The sequence below is a fragment of the Cycloclasticus zancles 78-ME genome (genome assembly GCF_000442595.1).
Classification (GTDB): Bacteria; Pseudomonadota; Gammaproteobacteria; order Methylococcales; family Cycloclasticaceae; genus Cycloclasticus; species Cycloclasticus pugetii.
Genome location: NC_021917.1, coordinates 156459 through 170516, shown reverse-complemented (window position 1 = coordinate 170516; position 14058 = coordinate 156459). Strand labels below are relative to the sequence as shown.

Sequence of the window (14058 nt, the reverse complement as noted above, 5' to 3'; positions counted from 1 at the left end):
AACCTTAATTAATAATAAGCTATAGCATAATATAGTTAGCCCTATTACTGCCAACAATTAACTCAACTGATATAATCTAACTTTTTATAACCGAATACAGTTTATTTTGAACGATTCAAAGAATAGCCTAAGCTATAAAGACGCAGGTGTTGATATTGATGCCGGCACACAACTCGTCGAACGAATAAAGCCTATTGCTAAGCGAACCCAGCGCGCAGGCGTCCTGTCAGGGCTGGGCGGCTTTGGCTCTTTATTTGAGCTACCACTCGATCGTTATAAAAAGCCCGTGCTTGTCTCCGGCACCGATGGTGTTGGAACAAAACTTAAATTGGCTATGATGCTGAACAAGCATGACACGATCGGCATAGACCTTGTTGCCATGTGCGTCAATGACATCATCGTAACCGGCGCTGAACCTTTATTCTTTCTCGACTATTACGCAACAGGCAAACTCAATGTAGACGTGGCCAGTGACGTAATTGCAGGCATTGGAAAGGGTTGTGAATTGGCCGGTGCCGCACTGGTTGGCGGTGAAACCGCCGAAATGCCCGGAATGTATCATGGCGAAGATTACGACTTAGCAGGCTTTAGTGTTGGTATTGCTGAAAAAGACAACATCATTGATGGCGCCGAAGTTGCCGTTGGCGATATATTAATTGGCCTTGCCTCATCAGGCGCACATTCAAATGGCTACTCATTAATTCGCAAAGTAATCGAACTACAAGACGACCTAAATCAAACATTGGACAACAAACCTCTTACCGATGTTTTACTCGAACCAACGCGTATTTACGTTAAGACCCTACTTGATTTAATCAGCAAACAACCCATTCATGCCATCGCTCATATTACCGGTGGCGGCATCACCGAGAACTTGCCCCGCGTCTTACCTGACAATACAGTAGCCAATGTAAAACTAGGTAGCTGGCCAACGCTCGCGTTGTTCGATTGGCTTCAAGAAGAAGGTAATATTAGCGATGAGGAAATGCTTAAAACTTTTAATTGCGGCATCGGCATGGTCCTTTGCGTCGCAAAAGACCATGTAGACGCTGTTCTCGCTCAACTTGAATCAAGCGGAGAGTCTGCATTCATCATCGGCGATATTGCCCAAGCCGAGGGCGAACCCAAGGTTAACTACCTTTAATCATAATGAACTCCGACTATCGTATTGTCGTTTTACTATCGGGCTCTGGCACAACGCTCCAATCGATTATAGATACTGGCCTACCCGCCACTATTTCGGCGGTTATCAGTAACAAGCCCGGGGTTATGGGACTTAACCGTGCCAAAGAAGCCAATATTCCAACCCATGTTTTAGATCACACCACTTATTCATCACGTGAAGCCTTCGATCAAGACTTGCAGCAACAAATTGATGAATACAAACCTGATTTAGTGGTTTTAGCTGGGTTCATGCGCATTCTTAGCGATGACTTTGTGAACCATTATTACGGCAGACTCATCAATATTCACCCCTCTTTGCTGCCAAAGTACAAAGGCATGCACACACACCAACGGGTTATGGACGATGGCGAGCCACTTCACGGTAGCAGCGTACACTTTGTTAATACTGAGCTCGATGGCGGCCCTGTGGTTTTGCAAGCACGCTTACCGGTTCTTCCCAACGACAGCCCCGAGAGCCTTGAGCTTCGAATTAAAACGAAGGAACATCTTATTTACCCAACCGCCATTAGCTGGCTTGCCGAGGGGCGAATTGAACTAAAAGGCAACGAAGTCTATATGGATGGAAAAAAAATGAGCGGCCCAGTCGTCATGGATTACATGTAATGTAAGCAGATGAATATATTACTAAAAAAAACCAGCCTATTCATTGTCGTCGTTTTTTTTAGTCTATTATCTACTCATATTTTTGCAGCTGACCAAACCCTTCCCACCTTTAAAGCCGAGTACAAACTAAGCCATAATAATATTGAAATTGGCCACGTTTCATTAAACGTTAAAATGTTAGCCAATGGCCAATATCAGCTTCTCTCATCCACTGAAACAAGCGGCTTGCTTGCCTTCGTACGTGACGATATCGTACTTGAAAGCAGTCGATTTGAGCTCACTGAAAAGCAAGTAAGGCCTTTATCCTACGAATACCAACAAACTCTTGGCGATGACAAGAAAAACATAAAATTGCACTTTGATTGGCAGACAAAAACACTTACAAATTCGTCAAAAGGGCACGATTGGAGGCTAACGCTAAGCAACGGCGTCTTAGATAAAGCGCTTTTACAATTAGCCCTAATGCAGGACTTAAAAAACCCGGCCGAAAAGTCGTTGAGCTACCAAGTTGCCGATGGTGGAAAATTAAAAACCTATTCCTTTACTCAACTAGGCGACGAGCAAATTAAAGTAGCCGGAAAACAATACCAGACCATTAAACTTGCGCGTAAAAAAGACGATAAACCCTTGATTACCTATTATTGGTGCGCAAAGGAATTACATAACCTCCCCATTCTTTTACAGCGTAAAAAAACCTATGGGACTTTTGAAATGCGCCTGCTAAGTGCCCATTTTGACAATTAGCAACACAACGCCTCGTTAAGCTTTAGGTAATGTGACGCCAGTTTGTCCTTGATACTTACCACCGCGATCGCCATATGATGTTTCACATATTTCGTCGGCACCTAAAAACAATATTTGCGCGACGCCTTCATTAGCATAAATTTTGGCTGGCAAAGGTGTGGTATTCGAAAATTCCAAAGTGACATGCCCTTCCCATTCTGGCTCCAATGGGGTGACATTAACGATAATGCCGCAACGCGCATATGTTGATTTACCCAAGCAAATTGTCAATACATCCCGTGGAATCCTTAGGTATTCAACCGTTCTTGCCAAGGCAAATGAATTAGGTGGAATAATGCAAACATCCGACTTAATATCAACAAAGCTATTTTCATCGAAATTTTTAGGGTCAACCACTGCCGAATTAATATTCGTGAAAATTTTAAACTCATCAGAACATCGAATATCGTAACCATAACTCGATGTACCATAAGAAATAACTCGCCCCTCATCTGAGTGTCTCACCTGATGCGACTCAAAAGGCTCGATCATCCCTTTTTCATTCGCCATACGGCGAATCCAGCTGTCTGATTTAATACCCATAGCGAACCTAATTAATTAATAACAATGTTTGGAATTTTGCCACTAAAGTCTTTTGCTTTTACTGACAATGATGCGGCCAGTTTCCTAGCCATTTTTCTATAAATCACAGAAATTTGGCTGTCCGGGTCTAACGCAACGGTGGGGGTTCCAGTATCTGTGCTGGTTCGAATAGAGATATCCAACGGCAGCGCTCCCAAAAATTCAACACCATATTGTTGCGCCATCGCCTCGCCACCGCCTTGCCCGAAAATTGCTTCTTCGTGTTGGCAGTTTGAACAGATATGCAGACTCATATTTTCAATGATTCCGAGCACTGGAATATCCACTTTTTCAAACATTTTTAGGCCTTTCTTAGCATCAATCAAGGCGATATCTTGCGGTGTTGTCACCACGACAGAACCTGTTACAGGAACAGTTTGTGCCAAGGTTAAATGGATATCGCCGGTTCCCGGTGGCATATCAATAATTAAATAGTCAAGATCATCCCAATTTGTATCATTTAACAATTGACCTAAGGCTTGCGTAACCATCGGCCCACGCAAAATCATCGGTGTATCTTCGTCAACTAAAAAACCAACTGACATCACTTGCAGACCATGGCTTTCCATTGGCTGTATGGTTCGGCCATCTGGCGAACTAGGGCGACCACTAATACCTAACATGGTCGGTTGACTTGGGCCATAAATATCCGCATCAAGAATGCCGACACGTGCACCTTCTGCAACAAGCGCCAACGCTAAATTAACCGATGTTGTTGATTTGCCGACCCCTCCTTTTCCAGAAGCCACAGCCACCATATTCTTTACACCATTCATTAATTTAACGCCCTTTTGAACAGCGTGTGGTTTGATGATCCAGCTAATCGTTACCTCAACACTGTTAATGCCATCGAGCTGCTGAAGATGCGCCGTAACCTCAGCCTCTAACTGCTCTTTAACGCCCGCAGCTGGGTACCCCAATATGAGCTCAACTCGAAGCTCACCATTGACCAGTGTTAAGTTTTTCAACGCCTTATTAGACACGATACTGTTACCCGTTAACGGGTCAATAAATTCTTTTAGGTGCTGCTCTATACCTGTTACTGACAATTCACTCATTTGTGCTCCAAATAGCCCTGCAATAAAACACTCTATTCTATACGTTTATTCGCAACTTTTGCGAATTTTAGGCACCGACTAAAAGCGCAAACCAAGCAACCATTTATAAGCCAGCCTCACATCATCGACAAGGGTTGATAAAATTATTAACACCTACACGACTAATTTTAGTAGCATCTCCGTATCTCGTTTTCACAACACGTCTAACATCAACACTTTTAAGGACACCCATGAGCATCATTAAAAAAAGCGCCCTTAGCGCCCTTGTCATCACATTATTCACCCTTACAGCATGTACGCCAGAAGTTGGAAGTGACGCTTGGTGCACAGACATGAAAGAAAAATCTAAAGCTGATTGGACCGCTAACCAAACATCTGATTTTGCAAAAAACTGCGTTTTTAAATAACGTCATTTTAAATTCACAAACCGGACAACTTTTTTCATAAACTTAAAACATACCGTGTAAAGAATAAGCACAATGCCGAAGGCATTGTGCTTATTTTATGGGACAATACAGCCAAATAAACCAACGCCTATACAACACCATTTATTGTTAGGCTTACTTGCTCAACACTATCACCTTTATTTATGTCAAACGAAATAAGAAAAATTCTTGTTACCAGTGCTTTACCTTACGCTAACGGCCCTATTCATATTGGCCATTTAGTTGAATATATCCAAACTGATATCTGGGTGCGTTTTCAAAAACAGCGAGGACATACCTGTCATTATGTTTGCGCCGATGATGCACACGGCACACCCATTATGTTAAGGGCACAACAAGAAGGCATAACACCTGAGCAATTAATTGCAGACACATGGACTCAGCACAACGCCGATTTCCAAGACTTTAATATTGGTTTCGATAATTTTTATACAACCCATTCAGACGAAACACGTGACTTTGCCGAACTGATCTACAACCGCTTACATGAAAAGCAGCATATTCACAGCAAAACCATCACCCAAGCTTATGACCCGGTTAAGGAAATGTTTCTTCCTGATCGTTTTATCAAAGGCGAATGCCCAAAATGTGGTGCCGCCGATCAGTACGGTGATAACTGTGAAGTCTGCAGTGCAACGTATTCCCCTACCGATTTAATTAACCCTGTTTCAGCTGTTTCAGGTGAAAGGCCCATTGATAAAGAGTCAGAGCATTTTTTCTTTAAACTGGGCGAATTTGAAACCATGTTAAAAGACTGGACTCAATCTGGTCATCTACAAGAACAAGTATCTAACAAACTAAACGAATGGTTTGAAGTGGGCTTGCAAGACTGGGATATCTCTCGGGATGCGCCTTACTTCGGTTTTGAAATCCCTAACGCACCAGGCAAATTCTTTTATGTTTGGCTTGATGCGCCGGTTGGCTACATGGGCAGCTTTAAGAATTTATGCGACCAAAATGGGCTTGCTTTTGACGAGTACTGGGGTAAAGACAGTAACACCGAGCTTTATCACTTTATCGGCAAAGACATTGTCTACTTTCATGCCTTATTTTGGCCAGCCATGTTAACAGGTGCTGGGTTTAGAACCCCAACCGCAATATTTTCTCACGGCTTTTTAACCGTTAATGGTGAAAAAATGTCAAAGTCTCGCGGCACCTTTATCAAAGCTCGCACTTATTTAGAGCACTTAAACCCTGAGTATTTACGCTATTACTTTGCAGCAAAATTGAGCAACCGGGTTGAAGATATCGACCTTAACTTCGAAGACTTTAGCCAGCGCGTCAACACTGACCTTGTAAATAAAGTGGTAAACATTGCGAGCCGTTGCAGTGGCTTTATTAAAAAACGGTTTAATAATGAATTATCCGCTACGTGCTCCGAGCCTGAGCTATTTCAATCATTTGTTGAGGAAAACCACACTATTGCTGAACTGTACGAGTCACGCGAATACGGCAAAGCCATGCGCGCCATTTCTGCCTTGGCCGATAAAGCCAACCAGTATATTGACGAAAAACAGCCATGGGTCATTGCTAAGCAAGACAATTGCGATGCTGAATTACACGACATTTGCAGTGTCGGCATTAATTTATTTTATGTTATTGCCAGTTACTTAAAACCCGTTGTACCAACGATGGTTGCTAAAGCTGAAACATTTATCAACGCCGGCGAGTTTGCTTGGCCAGATGGGTTATCGCCTCTAACCGCTCACACCATCAATAAATTCAAACCCTTGATGGCCCGTGTTGACGCAGATAAGCTCAGCGCTTTAATTGAAGCATCGAAAGAAAACTTACTCTCAACCCCTACTGCCGCAAAAAGCCCAGCGACTAAAAAAATTGAAAAGGTAGCCAATACTATCGAGTTTGACGATTTTGCTAATATTGATTTACGCGTTGCCCTTATTGAAAAAGCCGAGCACGTTGAAGAGGCTGACAAATTACTTCGTTTAACACTAAGTTTGGGTGATGAAAGCCGGCAAGTATTAGCAGGGTTAAAATCTGCCTATACGCCTGAGCAACTTGAAGGCCGACTCACTGTTATGGTCGCTAATCTTAAACCACGTAAAATGCGCTTTGGCGTATCCGAAGGCATGGTTCTAGCCGCAGGTCCAGGTGGTGATGAATTATGGATCTTATCGCCAGACAATGGAGCAAAACCCGGAATGCGCATTAAATAAAAACCAGTATGGTGCAAAAAGTTGAGCATTTAATAAAAAGCCCCTATAATTCTTAAATTGAATATTAAATACAATTTTCATTCTATCTGGTTATATGAGGCGCTAACAATCAACCATACGATTTGAACTAATGGCTATATACTAGTCAAAACCCTTTATTTACCCTATGTCTGAATACCTACTCATTTTAGTCAGCACCATACTAGTCAACAACTTTGTGTTGGTGAAATTTCTCGGCTTGTGCCCCTTTATGGGTGTTTCAAACAAGCTGGAAACTGCTATGGGCATGGGATTTGCGACAACATTTGTACTTACCCTAGCGTCCATTTGCAGTTATTTAGCCAATCATTATTTACTGGCTCCTTTAGGCTTAGAATATTTGCGGACCATTACTTTTATTGTTGTTATTGCTGTCGTTGTGCAAATGACCGAAGCTATCGTCCATAAAACAAGCCCCTTACTGCATCAGGTTTTAGGTATTTATCTGCCGCTTATTACCACTAATTGCGCTGTCTTAGGTGTCGCCTTATTAAGCGTTCAAGAAGAGCATAATTTTATAGAATCTGGCTTATATGGCTTTGGTGCCGCTTTAGGGTTTTCTTTGGTGTTGGTATTATTTTCCACCATTCGAGAACGCATTACCGTGTCTGACGTGCCCGAGCCATTTAAAGGTAATGCTATTGCTTTAATCACTGCGGGCTTAATGTCAGTTGCCTTTATGGGCTTTTCAGGCTTGATTAAATTCTAACTCATGTCTTTTTTTATACTCATTATTTTATTCGCCGCACTTGGTATCCTTCTTGGGTATGCCGCTATTCGCTTTAAGGTAGAAGGTGACCCACTGGTTGATAAAATTGATGCTGTCTTACCACAGACTCAATGCGGTCAATGTAACTTCCCTGGCTGCCGACCATACGCACAAGCTATTGCCAATGGTGATGCTGACATCAATCAATGCCCACCCGGTGGCGAAGCAGGCATTATCGCCCTTGCAGACTTATTAGGGGTTGAACCCAAACCACTCAACGAAGAAAACGGCGTTGAGAAAGCAAACTTAGTGGCGGTTATTGATGAAAATACCTGTATTGGTTGCAAACTCTGTATTCAAGCCTGCCCTGTAGACGCTATTCTAGGTGCACCCAAACATATGCATACCGTTATCGAAGCAGAATGCACGGGGTGTGAATTGTGCGTATCCCCTTGCCCTGTTGAGTGCATAACAATGGAGCCTGTGGCAACAACCTTGTCCCTTTGGGAGTGGGAAAAACCTAAATCTTCTGAAGAGAAAAACTCATGAAACTATGGTCATTTAAAGGTGGTCTACCATCGCTTGCCGACCATAAAAATGAGTCGGTCAACTTACCCATTGAAATAGCACCTGTACCAAAGCACTTAATTTACCCTTTAGGCCAGCACATTGGTAATGCTGCAAAACCGCTGGTTAACGTTGGCGACACTGTGCTACGTGGGCAAAAAATAGCCGAAGCGCAAGGCATGATCAGCGCACCGATTCATGCCAGCAGCTCTGGCACTGTAGTAAGCATTGCCGACCACCTAATCCCCCACCCTTCTGGTTTTTCTGCGCCCTCTATAACAATAGAAACTGATGGCCTCGATACCGAAGTAACACCAACACCTCAGGCTGACTTCAAACAGTTATCGGCTGAGAAACTGGTTCAACTGATTCGTGAAGCTGGGATTGTTGGCCTAGGTGGCGCCGCATTTCCTACCGCGATCAAACTTAACACGCAAAGCAAAGCTATCCAAATCGACACTTTAATTTTAAACGGTGCCGAGTGTGAACCTTATATCTCCTGCGATGATCGGCTATTAAAAGAGCGCTCCGATCGCATCGTAGAAGGCATTGAAATTCTGCTACATATGACCGGCGCAAAGCGTGCGATTCTTGCTATTGAAGACAATGTACCCGACACGTTTAAGACCGTTCAACGCACCATAGCCGAGCACCAAAACAGCATTATTAGCGCCGTTCAAATTCCAACTATCTACCCAACAGGTGGCGAAAAACAACTGATTCAAACCCTAACGGGTAAAGAAGTTCCCAGCGGCAAAATTCCTGCGGACATTGGCATTGTATCTATTAATGTTGGTACTGTTTACGCAGTTCAACAGGCGGTTATTGAAGGCAAACCGCTAACATCAAGAATTATCACCGTCACCGGAGAAGGGGTTAATAAGCCTCATAACCTTGAGGTTAGATTAGGCACGCCTATTAAAGCACTCATTGATATTTGCGATGGCTACACAAAATTTGCCGAACGCTTAATTATGGGCGGCCCAATGATGGGCTTTGCGTTGTTAAACGACGATATCCCCATTATCAAAGCAACCAACTGTATTCTAGTTGCCAGCAAACAAGAAGTAGTCACCGAAAAACAAGCCATGCCCTGTATTCGCTGCGGCTTATGCGCCAGCGTATGCCCGGTTTCGCTACTCCCACAACAGCTGTATTGGTATAGCCGTTCTGAGCAGCTAGAAAAGGCTGAAAAACTAAATTTATTTGATTGTATTGAGTGCGGCTGTTGCGATGTCGCGTGCCCAAGCCATATTCCATTGGTACAGCATTTTCGATATGCAAAAAGTGCCTTAAAAGTACAAAAACATGAAAAGCATTTATCCAATGTGGCCCGTGAACGCTTTGAAGCAAGAGAAGAACGTATCGCTCGTGAGAAAGCAGAACGCGCAGAACGTTCTCGCAAAAAGAAAGCAGCGTTAAAAAACAAACCTGCTAAGGAAGAAATTGATGCTGCTGTTAGTCGCTCAAAAGCCAAGAAAAACCCAACACCAGACGAGGGCTAAACTGTGCATTTTTTAACCTCTAACGCGCCCTTTATTGAACCGCAAAATAGTATCCAGAAAATGATGCTCTGGGTTCTTATTGCATTAGTGCCGGGCATCATTACGATGATTTGGCAATTTGGCCTAGGCGTTTTAAGCAATATTATTATCTGTGTTTCCACCGCCGTTATCACTGAGGCGGTCATGTTGAACCTTCGTAACAGGCCTGTACTCCCTTTTCTGTCTGACCTAAGCGCCGTAGTAACTGCCGTGCTTTTAGCACTTGCCTTACCCACCATCGCACCATGGTGGATTCCGTGCATAGGCGCTTTTATTGCTATTGTTATTGCCAAACACTTATACGGCGGGCTCGGTTATAACCCGTTCAATCCAGCAATGGTTGCCTTTGCCGTCTTAATGGTTTCTTTTCCAAAAAGCATGACCGTTTGGATGCTGCCTTATTCAATGCTACCCGCCGATAGCAGCTTTACTGATCTACTACCCATTATTCTAGATCAACAACCTAAACAAGCACTAATTGACGCAATAACCGCCGCAACACCACTCGATGAAATGAAGACGCAGCTCGGCCTGAATCAAACCATCGGTGAAATACGCTCATCATCTATATTTGGTAGTCTGTCCGGTGAAGGCTGGCAATGGGTGTCTATTGCTTACCTTGTGGGCGGCCTTCTATTAGTATTTAAAAAAATCATTAGCTGGCATATTCCTGTCGGTTTGTTAAGTGGCTTGTTCACCATCAGCTTTGCTTTCTACCTACTGGAACCTAGCGTGACACCATCACCGTTGTTTCACTTGCTTAGCGGTGGCGCCATACTCGGTGCTTTCTTTATCGCTACCGATCCGGTTACCGCTGCCGCGACCTTAAAGGGCCGCTTTATTTATGGCGTTTTAATTGGCTTACTCACTTACATTATTCGCACATGGGGTGGTTACCCCGAAGGCATTGCTTTTGCAGTTATCCTTATTAATATGGCCGTTCCACTGATCGACCATTACACGCCTCCACGCGTTTATGGGCACCACTAATATGGCTAATAATAAAACATCAATTCTAAAGTCTGGCTGGGTGCTCGGCTTGTTTTCGCTAATTGGCATTGGGCTTGTCTCGCTCACTTATTCGATAACACATGAAAAAATTGCAGATAATGAGCGCTTATTTATTTTACAAAACCTACGTGAGCTAGTCCCTGAAACGCTTCATGATAACGACCTGCTAACAGATACACTTCAAGTCGTAGACCCAAGCGCCTTTGGAAATAAACACGAAGTCACTATTTATAAAGCCATCAAAAACAACCAACTGATGGCCATCATTGCTTCACCGACTGCAGCGGATGGCTACAATGGCTCTATCAAACTATTGGTGGCTATTCGAGCGAATGGCGAACTAATTGGTGTTCGCGTGGTCTCACATCACGAAACACCGGGGCTAGGCGATGCCATTGATACCAACAAGAGTGATTGGATCTACGGCTTTAATGGACGTTCATTAAACAACCCTGTAAGCCGTTTATGGCAGGTTAAGAAGGACGGAGGTCGTTTTGACCAATTTACTGGCGCTACTATTACACCTAGAGCCGTCGTTAAAGCAGTGTTAAGAACCTTACAATATTATCAAGCCAATCAAGAAACATTAACAACCATTACCCAAGCAACTAACAATGGATAGTTACAAACAAATTTTAAAAAATGGTCTTTGGGATAACAACCAAGCCTTCGTTGCTCTACTAGGGCTATGCCCTCTGCTGGCAGTGAGTAATACCGTTATTAACGGTTTAGGGCTTGGGCTGGCGACCACCCTCACCCTCGTATTATCCAATGCTATTGTGTCTATTATTCGGCGACAAGTGGGTAGCGAAATTAGGTTGCCCGTTTTTGTACTCATTATTGCCTCCATTGTCACCGCCATTGAGCTGCTCATGAATGCCTTCTTTTATGAGCTATACCTCATACTTGGCATCTTTATTCCACTGATTGTGACCAATTGTTCCATTATTGGCCGCGCAGAGGCCTTTGCATCCAAAAACCCTCTTGGTACATCCGTGGTAGATGGTTTAGCTATGGGGCTTGGCTTTACTGCCGCTTTAGTTATTCTAGGCGCCGCACGTGAAATTCTTGGCTCTGGAACTTTATTTGCAAACGCTCATTTAATGTTTGGAGACGCGGCTAAAGACATGGTCATTTATGTCATTCGCGATTACGAAGGCTTCTTGCTCGCTATTTTACCGCCGGGAGCCTTTATTGGTTTAGGCCTACTTATTGCGCTAAAAAATGTTATTGATAAGCGACTTGCAAAACCAAGTACTCAAACAGTCACTTTATCAATGGACCCTGAAAAAGCCTGATTATAATTCGTGAGTAGCGTGGCACAGTCATGGGGGTCGGTTATTTACAAGCCAAAGTCAGTGCTGCTATTTGTCTTTATTTCGTTTATAGCCCATGCCATTGTTGTGGCTCTTGCCTATCAAACCGGTATTTTTTCAAGCGATGATATTGACAGCATTGCCACTAAGAAAATAAGTATTTCTTTGGCTGTGCCAACGCCAATCACTCCGCCAACACCCATTAAACCGCCTGAACCTAAGCCAAAGAAAGTAACACCAAAAAAAATTGTCACAAAGGCAGCTACGGCAAAAAAAGTAAGCCCAAAGCCCAAGAAAGTGGTCAAAAAAAAGGCACCCGCTGCAACGCCTAAAGTAACACCCAAAAAGGTCGCTTCTCCCCTGCCATCGCCGGTTAAAAAACCAGCCCTTTTTATGTCGCCACAGCCAACCTATCAACCTAAGCCAAAATACCCAAGCGTTGCAAGGCGAAGAGGCGTTGAAGGTTCGGTTATTTTTGATCTTTCAGTAGCTAATGATGGGCGTGTTACCCGAGCAATTATTATTCAAAGCTCTGGCTCATCTGCCCTTGACCGATCTGCCTTAAAAACAATTCAAACGTGGCGATTTCCTGCTAGCAAATTCAACTCTCTTTCCACCTATAAGCAAAAAATCGAGTTTCGACTGAACAGTTACTAAGCGCTTACCAGTCTAGCCAAATCGGTTTGCATACCGTTGGAAATGCTGACATTGCACCAATATCACTCCACTGACTCGATTGATGAAAATCCGAGCCACACGAAGCCAGTAAGCCTTTTTCAACACACAGCCTAGCCAATCTGTCCGTTTCTTGCTTGGTTTGCTGGCCAGAGACAACTTCCATCCCTCTACCACCTGCTGCAATAAAATCATCCAATAACGCCGACCGCTTAGTCCATGTCATTTTATACTTCAGTGGGTGCGCTAATACTGCCACCCCGCCTGCCTTTACTATCCAGTCGATAATGTTCGGTAACTCTGCCCAGCATTGTTTTACATCGCCCGGCTTTCCATCTCCCAAGTATTTCTTGAACGCCGTGGAGGTATTCTTAACCACACCGAGTTCAACAAGATGCTGTGCAAAATGGGGCCGCCCAATCTGGCTATGGTTAGCAATTTCACTGACCCGATTAAAATCGATGGGGCCAACCAGTTTAGTTAACCGTTTGGCAATAATCTGTGCTCGATCAGCCCGTGCTTTTTCCTGCCGAGCGACCCCTTCTTTAATCGATGCACTATCGAGGCTTAAGTTCAAACCGACAACATGAACACCCACCCCTCGCCATTGCGTTGACAGTTCAACACCAGGAATAATCTTCAAGCCGTCATAACTGGCTGGCGATAATTGCTCATAAGCATCTACCGTATCATGGTCAGTAATGGCTAACATCTCAACACCCTTTGCTTTCGCCCGTTCAACCAAGTCATTGGGGGTTAATGTCCCATCAGAAATAAGGGTATGCGAATGAAGATCAATTTTTTTCATGCCATGAAGTTTACACCGTGAGGCAAACTTGAATGTTAAAATTGTTATTTATTGACCACAAACTTTTTAACCATGCAGATTACTAAAGACACCGTTGTACGATTTAACTACATCTTAAAAAATGACGAACAAGAAATTATTGAGCGCTCTTCGGCTCAAGAACCCATCGCGTATTTACAAGGTCATGGCGGCATGATTCGTGGTGTTCAATTAGCACTTGAAGGCAAACAAGCAGGTGATAAGTTTAGCGTCAGTGTTGAACCAAAAGATGGTTATGGCGAACGTCTAGATAATTCAATTCAAAGCGTTCCAGTCAAACATTTAATGGGCGCTAAAAAATGGCGTCCAGGCATGATTGCCACCGTGCAAACTGAAAAAGGTCAGCACCAAGTCAACGTCGTAAAAGTGGGGAAATTTATGGCTAAGGTAGACACCAATCACCCCCTAGCAGGGCAAACGCTTCACTTTGACATTGACATTGTTGATGTTCGAGCCGCCACACAAGAAGAAATTTCACACGGGCATGCTCATGGCGCAGGCGGCCACCACCACTAA

General features: G+C 43.7%; 16 protein-coding genes. 13 read left to right on the top strand and 3 right to left on the bottom strand.

Annotated features, from left to right (window positions below):
• Positions 1-106 precede the first annotated feature (106 nt).
• Genes purM through CYCME_RS00840 form a run of 3 tightly spaced genes read left to right on the top strand, consistent with a single transcriptional unit; the run spans position 107 to position 2532 of the window.
• Positions 107-1144 carry a phosphoribosylformylglycinamidine cyclo-ligase gene (gene purM / locus CYCME_RS00850; RefSeq protein WP_015004974.1) on the top strand — a complete coding sequence of 346 codons (1038 nt, stop codon included), beginning with the start codon at positions 107-109 and terminating at the stop codon, positions 1142-1144.
• A gap of 5 nt (positions 1145-1149) precedes the next feature.
• Positions 1150-1788 carry a phosphoribosylglycinamide formyltransferase gene (purN, locus tag CYCME_RS00845; RefSeq protein WP_015004973.1) on the top strand — a complete coding sequence of 213 codons (639 nt, stop codon included), beginning with the start codon at positions 1150-1152 and terminating at the stop codon, positions 1786-1788.
• Positions 1789-1797: 9 nt separating this feature from the next.
• The gene (locus tag CYCME_RS00840) at positions 1798-2532 is read left to right on the top strand and encodes a DUF3108 domain-containing protein (protein ID WP_020931846.1); all 735 of its coding nucleotides are present in this window, start codon (positions 1798-1800) and stop codon (positions 2530-2532) included.
• 15 nt (positions 2533-2547) lie between these two features.
• On the opposite strand, the gene dcd is transcribed toward CYCME_RS00840, so the two are convergent.
• Together dcd and apbC are read right to left on the bottom strand one after the other, a co-directional pair.
• Positions 2548-3114, bottom strand: coding sequence for a dCTP deaminase (gene dcd, locus CYCME_RS00835; protein ID WP_015004971.1), 567 nt, complete (start codon positions 3112-3114; stop codon positions 2548-2550).
• Positions 3115-3125: 11 nt separating this feature from the next.
• Positions 3126-4211 (bottom strand): iron-sulfur cluster carrier protein ApbC, encoded by a 1086-nt coding sequence (gene apbC, locus CYCME_RS00830; protein WP_015004970.1) that lies wholly within the window; start codon positions 4209-4211, stop codon positions 3126-3128.
• A 230-nt stretch (positions 4212-4441) separates the two neighbouring features.
• Between apbC and CYCME_RS12845 the strand changes: the two genes are divergently transcribed.
• The 9 genes from CYCME_RS12845 to CYCME_RS00790 all read left to right on the top strand — a co-directional run bounded on the left by CYCME_RS12845 (position 4442) and on the right by CYCME_RS00790 (position 12677).
• Positions 4442-4618 carry a DUF3012 domain-containing protein gene (locus CYCME_RS12845; protein ID WP_020931845.1) on the top strand — a complete coding sequence of 59 codons (177 nt, stop codon included), beginning with the start codon at positions 4442-4444 and terminating at the stop codon, positions 4616-4618.
• A 182-nt stretch (positions 4619-4800) separates the two neighbouring features.
• Positions 4801-6834 carry a methionine--tRNA ligase gene (gene metG, locus CYCME_RS00825; protein WP_020931844.1) on the top strand — a complete coding sequence of 678 codons (2034 nt, stop codon included), beginning with the start codon at positions 4801-4803 and terminating at the stop codon, positions 6832-6834.
• 166 nt (positions 6835-7000) lie between these two features.
• Positions 7001-7582 carry an electron transport complex subunit RsxA gene (gene rsxA, locus CYCME_RS00820; RefSeq protein WP_016390360.1) on the top strand — a complete coding sequence of 194 codons (582 nt, stop codon included), beginning with the start codon at positions 7001-7003 and terminating at the stop codon, positions 7580-7582.
• A gap of 3 nt (positions 7583-7585) precedes the next feature.
• Positions 7586-8131 carry an electron transport complex subunit RsxB gene (gene rsxB / locus CYCME_RS00815; protein WP_015004967.1) on the top strand — a complete coding sequence of 182 codons (546 nt, stop codon included), beginning with the start codon at positions 7586-7588 and terminating at the stop codon, positions 8129-8131.
• Positions 8128-9654 carry an electron transport complex subunit RsxC gene (gene rsxC / locus CYCME_RS00810; RefSeq protein ID WP_020931843.1) on the top strand — a complete coding sequence of 509 codons (1527 nt, stop codon included), beginning with the start codon at positions 8128-8130 and terminating at the stop codon, positions 9652-9654. Before rsxB ends, rsxC begins: the two co-directional genes overlap by 4 nt.
• Positions 9655-9657: 3 nt before the next feature.
• Positions 9658-10683, top strand: coding sequence for an electron transport complex subunit RsxD (rsxD, locus tag CYCME_RS00805; RefSeq protein WP_041932850.1), 1026 nt, complete (start codon positions 9658-9660; stop codon positions 10681-10683).
• Position 10684: 1 nt separating this feature from the next.
• Positions 10685-11326, top strand: coding sequence for an electron transport complex subunit RsxG (rsxG, locus tag CYCME_RS00800; protein WP_020161671.1), 642 nt, complete (start codon positions 10685-10687; stop codon positions 11324-11326).
• Complete coding sequence (locus tag CYCME_RS00795; protein ID WP_015004963.1) at positions 11319-12002, top strand: electron transport complex subunit E; 684 nt, start codon at positions 11319-11321, stop codon at positions 12000-12002. Before rsxG ends, CYCME_RS00795 begins: the two co-directional genes overlap by 8 nt.
• Before the next feature lie 18 nt (positions 12003-12020).
• On the top strand, positions 12021-12677 hold the full coding sequence (locus CYCME_RS00790; protein ID WP_223253206.1) for an energy transducer TonB: 657 nt from the start codon (positions 12021-12023) through the stop codon (positions 12675-12677).
• Between the two features lie 4 nt (positions 12678-12681).
• On the opposite strand, the gene CYCME_RS00785 is transcribed toward CYCME_RS00790, so the two are convergent.
• A complete protein-coding gene (locus CYCME_RS00785; protein ID WP_020931840.1) occupies positions 12682-13503 on the bottom strand; it encodes a PHP domain-containing protein in 822 nt (273 codons plus the stop codon).
• 72 nt (positions 13504-13575) lie between these two features.
• Between CYCME_RS00785 and CYCME_RS00780 the strand changes: the two genes are divergently transcribed.
• Positions 13576-14058, top strand: coding sequence for an FKBP-type peptidyl-prolyl cis-trans isomerase (locus CYCME_RS00780; RefSeq protein ID WP_015004960.1), 483 nt, complete (start codon positions 13576-13578; stop codon positions 14056-14058).

Coding starts and splice junctions, on each gene's coding strand:
- CYCME_RS12845 (WP_020931845.1), top strand. CDS start 4,442: ATGAGCATCATTAAAAAAAGCGCCCTTAGCGCCCTTGTCATCACATTA.
- CYCME_RS00795 (WP_015004963.1), top strand. CDS start 11,319: ATGGATAGTTACAAACAAATTTTAAAAAATGGTCTTTGGGATAACAAC.
- CYCME_RS00780 (WP_015004960.1), top strand. CDS start 13,576: ATGCAGATTACTAAAGACACCGTTGTACGATTTAACTACATCTTAAAA.
- apbC (WP_015004970.1), bottom strand. CDS start 4,211: ATGAGTGAATTGTCAGTAACAGGTATAGAGCAGCACCTAAAAGAATTT.
- rsxA (WP_016390360.1), top strand. CDS start 7,001: ATGTCTGAATACCTACTCATTTTAGTCAGCACCATACTAGTCAACAAC.
- dcd (WP_015004971.1), bottom strand. CDS start 3,114: ATGGGTATTAAATCAGACAGCTGGATTCGCCGTATGGCGAATGAAAAA.
- rsxB (WP_015004967.1), top strand. CDS start 7,586: ATGTCTTTTTTTATACTCATTATTTTATTCGCCGCACTTGGTATCCTT.
- purN (WP_015004973.1), top strand. CDS start 1,150: ATGAACTCCGACTATCGTATTGTCGTTTTACTATCGGGCTCTGGCACA.
- CYCME_RS00785 (WP_020931840.1), bottom strand. CDS start 13,503: ATGAAAAAAATTGATCTTCATTCGCATACCCTTATTTCTGATGGGACA.
- metG (WP_020931844.1), top strand. CDS start 4,801: ATGTCAAACGAAATAAGAAAAATTCTTGTTACCAGTGCTTTACCTTAC.
- rsxG (WP_020161671.1), top strand. CDS start 10,685: ATGGCTAATAATAAAACATCAATTCTAAAGTCTGGCTGGGTGCTCGGC.
- rsxC (WP_020931843.1), top strand. CDS start 8,128: ATGAAACTATGGTCATTTAAAGGTGGTCTACCATCGCTTGCCGACCAT.
- CYCME_RS00840 (WP_020931846.1), top strand. CDS start 1,798: ATGAATATATTACTAAAAAAAACCAGCCTATTCATTGTCGTCGTTTTT.